Here is a 6,637-nt window from a genome sequence, read left to right as displayed (position 1 = left end):
CCCCCGTGACCGCCATCGTGAGCCAACGCGGGTGGTGCAGACACGGAGGGGCAGATCACAAATGAAGATGTAAGGAGGCAAAAAGCGACTAGGAACTGGCGCATTCGAGTTTCCCTTTTTCGGCTGTCGGGCAAAGACGCAATTCGCGATGCATGATCCGAGCATAGCTCCTCGGCAGTCCATGAGGATCTATCCCGAGGTCTAAATGGCCGATACGAAAGGGCACACCCAGTCCATTAGGGTATGATGCTTTCTAGCGCGGGGCCTGATCATAGCCCGCGGTGACGCTATTCCCAGTTCATACCCAGGGTCGAAGGCTACATGCTGTGGGGGAATGGCCGCGGCCCGGCGGAGAGAATCCCGTAATGAGCTACTATCTGCTCAGCCTTCTCAAGCTGGCGCTGAAGCAGCCGGCGTGTTGGACTTGGAGTCCAGCGCTCTTGCCATTCCAATGGTGGTCGGCGTCGTAGTCCTTCAATACTCACAAAAAGACGCACTCGGAACGAGGTTATTCCATATGCTTGTGGTTTTGTAACGTACACATCCGCCGGCGCGATCATTCATCAAGGAGAGGCGTTGGCGGCTGACATCATGGCTGCGCCTGACGAAATCGGCTTGCACGCCCCCCTTTCCTTGGGCATCCTGCCTGGATCCCTACGCTGGGAGGAACTTAGAGCATAGCAAAGCATTCCTGATCATCTCCATGGGAGGACGTCATGAAGTGCTGCCGACATGCCGCTGTGACCGCGCTGATCTGGGCAACGACCGGCGCAGCATTTGCCGATGAAGCCCCTTTCCTGCAATCGCTTGCGGGTGACTGGACAGGTGGGGGCATGATGAAGCGCACGACGTCTTCTTCGCCCATCAATCTCGACTGCAATTTCAAGACCCAGGCAAGCGGTGAAGTGCTCTCGATGAAGGGAACCTGCAGAGGCATGATCGTGGTCACGCGAGCGGTTTCGGCCAATCTCAAGGTGAGTGGCGCGCAATATGCGGGCAGCTACATTGGCCCGTCGGGGGGCGTGTCCGGCTTGCGCGGGAGCCGTAGCGGTGATGCCATCAATCTCGCTGTGCGCTGGTCAAGGGTAATCAACGGTGATCGCACCGCCAACATGACGATCGAGCGTGTCGACGCAAACGCGATACGCATAAGAACTGTCGACGTTGACCCTGCATCCGGTCAGAAGGTGGTCACGAGCGAGATCAGCCTGCGCCGAAATTGACGCGACGGGCTGAATACAACCTCTCGTCGGAGCCAAGCCTCGGACCTATATAAACGGCAAATAGCTGGTGATTTCCGCCGGCTGAACCGGAGACATATATGAGCCGCGATCCATACGAGCTTCTCGGCGTAAAGAAGGACGCCACGCAAAAAGACATTCAAAGCGCATTCCGCAAGCTCGCCAAGAAACTTCACCCCGATCTCAATCCAGGCGACAAGAAGGCTGAGGAGCGCTTCAAAGAGATTTCCGCTGCTTACGAACTACTGGGCGACGAGGAAAAGCGCGGCCGCTTCGATCGCGGAGAGATCGACATGACCGGCGCCGAGCAGGCACCGCGCCAGTACTATCGCGATTACGCCTCTGCATCAGGCACCGAGAACCCTTATCACAGCAGCGCAGGTTTTGCGGACTTCGGCGACAGCGACGATATCTTTTCCAGCTTCTTTTCGCGACGGGCGCGCGGAGGCGAATTTCGCGCTCACGGATCGGATCGTCACTACTCGCTGGAGGTTGATTTCCTGGACGCCATTAACGGTACGAAGACGCAGATCAGGTTGCCAGACGGACCGGCACTCGACCTAAAGATACCGCCAGGCACACGCGACGGCCAGACGCTCAGGCTCAAAGGCAAGGGCGAGCCCGGCATTGGTGGCGGTTCAGCCGGCGATGCTCTCGTCGAAATTCGTGTCCGTCCGCATCGCTTCTACGTCCGCGATGGTGATGACATTCGCTTCGATCTGCCGATTACGCTGCGCGAGGCCGTACTCGGCGGCAAGGTGCGTGCGCAAACACCGTCCGGTCCTGTCAACCTGACATTGCCGCCACACTCGAACGCAGGAAAGACCCTGCGGCTGAAGGGCAAAGGCGTTGCGAAGAAGGACGGTAGCGCTGGAGATGTTTACATCACACTGAAGATCGTGCTGCCGGACGCCTCGGATCAGCAACTGACCGAATTCATGACCGGATGGACGGCAGGCAATGCGCAGGATCCGAGAAAGGGCATGGAGAGTAGCCATGGATGATCTTGAATTCCGCCGTTTTCTGAAGATCGACGTGACGGTCCTGGAGGTTTGGGTTGAGCAGGGATGGCTGCTCCCGCAAACACACGACGGTGCTCGCGATTTTCGCGATACGGATCTTGCTCGCGGGCGCCTGATCCTCGACCTCACCAGGGATCTGGGCGTAAACGACGCCGGGGTCGACCTCATCATGGATCTCATCGATCAGATCCACGGACTGCGTGGAACGCTTCGGGAAATTCTTTCTGCCATGGAAGGGCAGGACGAGGAGGTCAGGCGTAGGCTGCGTGGTAAGCTCGATGAACTCTCCAAGGTCGCCGGGACTTGATCACCTAGCTATTCGTTTCGGAATGCACAATCGCAGCAAGGAGATGCAATGACCGAGGAACATGGCCATCATCCAATCGACTGGCGCGAGCATGGGGTGAAGGTGATCCCAGGCAATTCGCTGGACCCAAACACAGCGCAGACAGCGGGAATGAACCGGGCAACGGCGATCAATCATGCCCGCGCCGGTGCCGAGAAGATATGGGCCGGGACGGTTACGATCCATGCAAATGCGAAGACCGGCGCTCATCACCACGGTGATCTCGAAAGCATCATCTACGTGGTGAGGGGAAAGGCGCGCATGCGCTGGGGAGACCACCTCGAGTTTACTGCCGAGGCAGGCCCTGGGGATTTCATCTTTGTACCGCCTTATGTCCCCCATCAGGAAATCAATGCCAGTCGCGACGAGACGCTCGAATGCGTTCTCGTGCGCTCAGGCCAGGATCCGGTCGTTGTCAATCTCGATATCGAACCGGTCGAAATACCTGAGGATGTGCCCTGGATCGATCCGATCCATCGATCCTAACCGCGTTGACTGCGGAGGCTTCCAAACGGCGGTCAAACCATACTGTATGTTGGAACAGTAGTCGTGGGCTGAAGCAGTTGGCCAGAGCCTGTGAGCGTCAAATTGCTATCATTCAGGTCTGAACATCCAGCCCGATGTCCAACGTAGGCGCACTATGCGTGCACCAACCGACCGAAATGAGATCGACGCCGGAGGCGGCGATCGCAGCGACTGTCGCGGCCGTCACTCTTCCCGATGCCTCGGTGATGGCACGTCCATCGACGATCGCCACTGCCTCGCGGAGTTCAGCGGGGCTCATATTGTCGAGCAAGACTGCATCGACGCCCTCCTCCATCGCCTCGCGCAATTGCTCCAGCGTATCGACCTCCACCTCTATCTTGACCATGTGGCCAACGCTGGCGCGTGCGCGGCGAATTGCTTCGCGTACGCCGTCTGCAACCGCTACATGGTTATCCTTGATCAGGACCGCATCATGGAGCGCGAAGCGGTGATTCATTCCACCACCGGCGCGAACCGCATGTTTCTCCAGGGCGCGCAGGCCGGGCGTTGTCTTGCGGGTGCAGGCAATCGAAGCCTTCGTACCCGCGACTGCTTCGACCAGGCATGCTGTCACGGTCGCGATTCCTGAGAGATGGCCGAGGAAATTGAGCGCGGTGCGCTCGCCGGTCAAGAGGCCGCGCGACGGACCGGTGATGGTGGCAATGATATCGCCGGGGCTGACCTGGGACCCGTCTTGGAGATGGCGACGGAATGTTATTGCCGGCTCCACGAGATGGAAGGCGAGCTCAGCGGCATCGAGACCGGCAACGACACCAGGCTGCCGCGCAACCATCACCAACAACGAACAATGGTCTGCGGGAATGACGGCTGCCGAGGTTATGTCGCCGGCAAGACCGAGATCTTCGAGAAGGGCTGCACGCACGAGCGGTTCAACGATAAGGCGCGGTAAGGGAGCAAGGGGCATTTCAGGCACTCCGGGCAATGCTATGGGTTTCGGCGCGCGCGACATCAAGCACATCGGCGTAGGTCATCGTTCGGCGCCTGGTGAGGGAGAGTTTGAGCGGAAAATCGACGCGCGCATGTGCACCCCGCGTTTCCTGTCGCAGCATCGCAAATACCGCGATCGATAGAGCGACGATTGCTGGATCTGTAGCAGGCCCGCGACTTTCGGCGAGCGGCAACAGAGCTGCGATCGCGCTTTGAAGATCACTCCGACTGCGCAAGACACCGAGGCGGCGCGATACAGTCGCACGTACAGCCGAAGCATCGGGGACCGGCACGGTCTGCATGCACGTACTCAGTCGAATGACACCTTGGGCGCTGGCGGCGATGTCGTGGGCGGCTCGCATTCCCATGACCGCTGCCTCGAGCAACGAGTTGCTGGCTAGCCGGTTCGCGCCGTGGAGGCCGGTCGAGGCCGCTTCGCCGACAACCCAGAGTCCAGGGATTGAACTGCGACCCTTCAAATCAGTCGCGACACCACCCATGTGGTAGTGGACCGCAGGACGAACAGGGATAAGGTCGCGTGCCGGATCGACACCCGCCTCTTGGCACAGTGCCTGGATTGTCGGAAAGCGCGACGCAAAGCGATCGCCGAGCGCACGACGCGCATCCAGGAAGACATGTCGTCCCTGGGTGAGCTCCGTACTGATGGCGCGCGCGACGACATCACGCGGGGCAAGCTCTGCCCCGTCGATGCCGGACATGAAGCGCTCGCCAGCATCGTTGACCAGGATTGCACCCTCGCCGCGCACAGCCTCGCTGACGAGGGCGAGCGGCCGGCGGGCAGAATCTAGACCCGTTGGGTGGAACTGCACGAATTCCATATCTGCGAGTTCCGCCCCAGCCCTTGCTGCCAACGCAATACCCTGTCCGAAGTTGGACGTAGGATTGGTCGTGGAATCGTACAGCCCACCGATACCGCCTGTCGCCAACACAACACGGTCGGTGGCGATGGCAACCGTCTGCCCTTCCTTGGAGACGGTCAGGCCGCAGATTGCACCACCGTCAGTCAGAAGTGTGCGCACGTCGGTTGCCTCAAGCACAGTGATCGACGGCGTGTTGGTGACGGCGCGCACAAGTGCGGTGATGACAGCAGCACCCGAAGCATCCCCGGAGGCATGCACGATCCGTCGGCGCGAATGAGCCGCCTCCAGCCCGAGCATGAGGCAGCCCGCCCGATCCCTGTCGAACGCGACGCCTGCACACTCCAGTGCGGCGATGACAGCCGGGCCCTGCGCAACGATCTCAGATGCAATGCGGGCGTCGCAAAGTCCGTCGCCGGCCAAAAGCGTGTCGGCTAGATGCAGCTCGACACTATCATCGACGCCAACACTGGCGGCGATCCCGCCTTGCGCCCAGGCGCTTGACGTTTGCGTGCCGAGTGCGGCGCTTGTGACGAGTACGACGGGTTGCGGCGCGAGCGTCAAGGCAGTCATCAGACCAGCCAATCCGCTGCCAACGACCGTCACCTGCCCCCTGAGAGCCGCGAGTGTATCTGTCATATGGCAAGCATCCGCTCGACGGCGCGCCGCGCTGCGACGGCAACTTCTGGATCGACAGTGACCTCGTGGCGGTTTTCTTCGAGGGCGGTTCGGATGTTGGCTAGCGTGATCCGCTTCATGTGCGGACAAAGGTTGCAGGGGCGAATGAAATCCACGTCCGGGTGATGGACCGCCACATTGTCGCTCATCGAGCATTCCGTCAGAAGCACGACACGAGCCGGACGCTTTTCGCCGACGAAATCGGACATTACGGCGGTGGATCCGGCAAAATCGGCCTCTGCGACCACATCTGGTGGACATTCGGGATGCGCCAGAACAGTCACGCCAGGATAGTTCTCACGCAATTGCCTGACGTCGTCTGCAGTAAAGAGTTCGTGAACCTCACAATGACCGTGCCAGGCGAGGACTTCGACCTTCGTTTCACGGGCTACGTTTTGCGCGAGATACTCGTCCGGGATCATCAGCACTTTTGGCACGCCGAGCGACTCGACGACCTGCCGGGCATTGCCTGAGGTGCAGCAGATGTCGGATGCAGCCTTCACTGCCGCCGATGTGTTCACATAGGTAATGATCGGCACCCCGGGATGGGCTTCACGCAATAGAGCCACATCCTGGGGCGTGATCGAATCGGCGAGCGAACAACCTGCCCCCATATCCGGAATAAGCACGGTCTTTCCAGGATTGAGGAGTTTGGCGGTTTCGGCCATGAAATGCACGCCAGCAAGGACAATCACGTCCGCATCGACGTCGATCGCTTTTCGGGCCAATGCCAGGCTGTCGCCGACGATATCGGCAACCCCATGGAAAATTTCTGGCGTCTGATAATTGTGCGCGAGAATGACCGCATTTCGTCGCCGTTTCAGTTCCAGGATCGCCTCGACATCGTCCGCAAACGACAGCCATTCGGCCTTGGGAATGACACGTTGAACACGCTCGTAAAGCGCGGACACTGAAACGCGATGATTCATGACCAGATCCCTATTTATGCTCGGAATGAGTATATATTGGTCAAATCAATATTCTCATATTGAGCATATG

7 protein-coding genes are annotated in these 6,637 nt (G+C 59.4%); 4 read left to right on the top strand and 3 right to left on the bottom strand.

Annotated features, from left to right (window positions below; all coding sequences use genetic code 11):
- Nucleotides 1-716: 716 nt before the first annotated feature.
- From JNB88_RS10710 to JNB88_RS10695, 4 genes are all read left to right on the top strand, one after another.
- Nucleotides 717-1,223 (top strand): hypothetical protein, encoded by a 507-nt coding sequence (locus JNB88_RS10710; RefSeq protein WP_037129816.1) that lies wholly within the window; start codon nt 717-719, stop codon nt 1,221-1,223.
- 98 nt (nt 1,224-1,321) lie between these two features.
- Nucleotides 1,322-2,245, top strand: coding sequence for a DnaJ C-terminal domain-containing protein (locus tag JNB88_RS10705; RefSeq protein WP_220355435.1), 924 nt, complete (start codon nt 1,322-1,324; stop codon nt 2,243-2,245).
- On the top strand, nt 2,238-2,570 hold the full coding sequence (locus JNB88_RS10700; RefSeq protein ID WP_220355434.1) for a chaperone modulator CbpM: 333 nt from the start codon (nt 2,238-2,240) through the stop codon (nt 2,568-2,570). Before JNB88_RS10705 ends, JNB88_RS10700 begins: the two co-directional genes overlap by 8 nt.
- A 48-nt stretch (nt 2,571-2,618) precedes the next feature.
- On the top strand, nt 2,619-3,095 hold the full coding sequence (locus tag JNB88_RS10695) for a cupin domain-containing protein (protein WP_037129810.1): 477 nt from the start codon (nt 2,619-2,621) through the stop codon (nt 3,093-3,095).
- Between the two features lie 112 nt (nt 3,096-3,207).
- Here the strand turns inward: JNB88_RS10695 and nadC are convergent, their stop codons facing one another.
- Genes nadC through nadA form a run of 3 tightly spaced genes read right to left on the bottom strand, consistent with a single transcriptional unit; the run spans nt 3,208 to nt 6,567 of the window.
- A complete protein-coding gene (gene nadC / locus JNB88_RS10690) occupies nt 3,208-4,059 on the bottom strand; it encodes a carboxylating nicotinate-nucleotide diphosphorylase (protein WP_220355433.1) in 852 nt (283 codons plus the stop codon).
- A 1-nt stretch (nt 4,060) separates the two neighbouring features.
- Nucleotides 4,061-5,599 carry an L-aspartate oxidase gene (locus JNB88_RS10685; protein WP_220355432.1) on the bottom strand — a complete coding sequence of 513 codons (1,539 nt, stop codon included), beginning with the start codon at nt 5,597-5,599 and terminating at the stop codon, nt 4,061-4,063.
- On the bottom strand, nt 5,596-6,567 hold the full coding sequence (gene nadA, locus JNB88_RS10680) for a quinolinate synthase NadA (RefSeq protein ID WP_220355431.1): 972 nt from the start codon (nt 6,565-6,567) through the stop codon (nt 5,596-5,598). The genes JNB88_RS10685 and nadA overlap by 4 nt, the downstream gene beginning before the upstream one ends.
- Nucleotides 6,568-6,637 lie beyond the last annotated feature (70 nt).

The organism is Rhizobium cauense (genome assembly GCF_019511525.1).
GTDB classification, from domain to species: Bacteria; Pseudomonadota; Alphaproteobacteria; order Rhizobiales; family Rhizobiaceae; genus Rhizobium; species Rhizobium cauense.
Note: the sequence above shows the minus strand (reverse complement) of the source record. Positions and strands in the feature narration are given on the sequence as shown.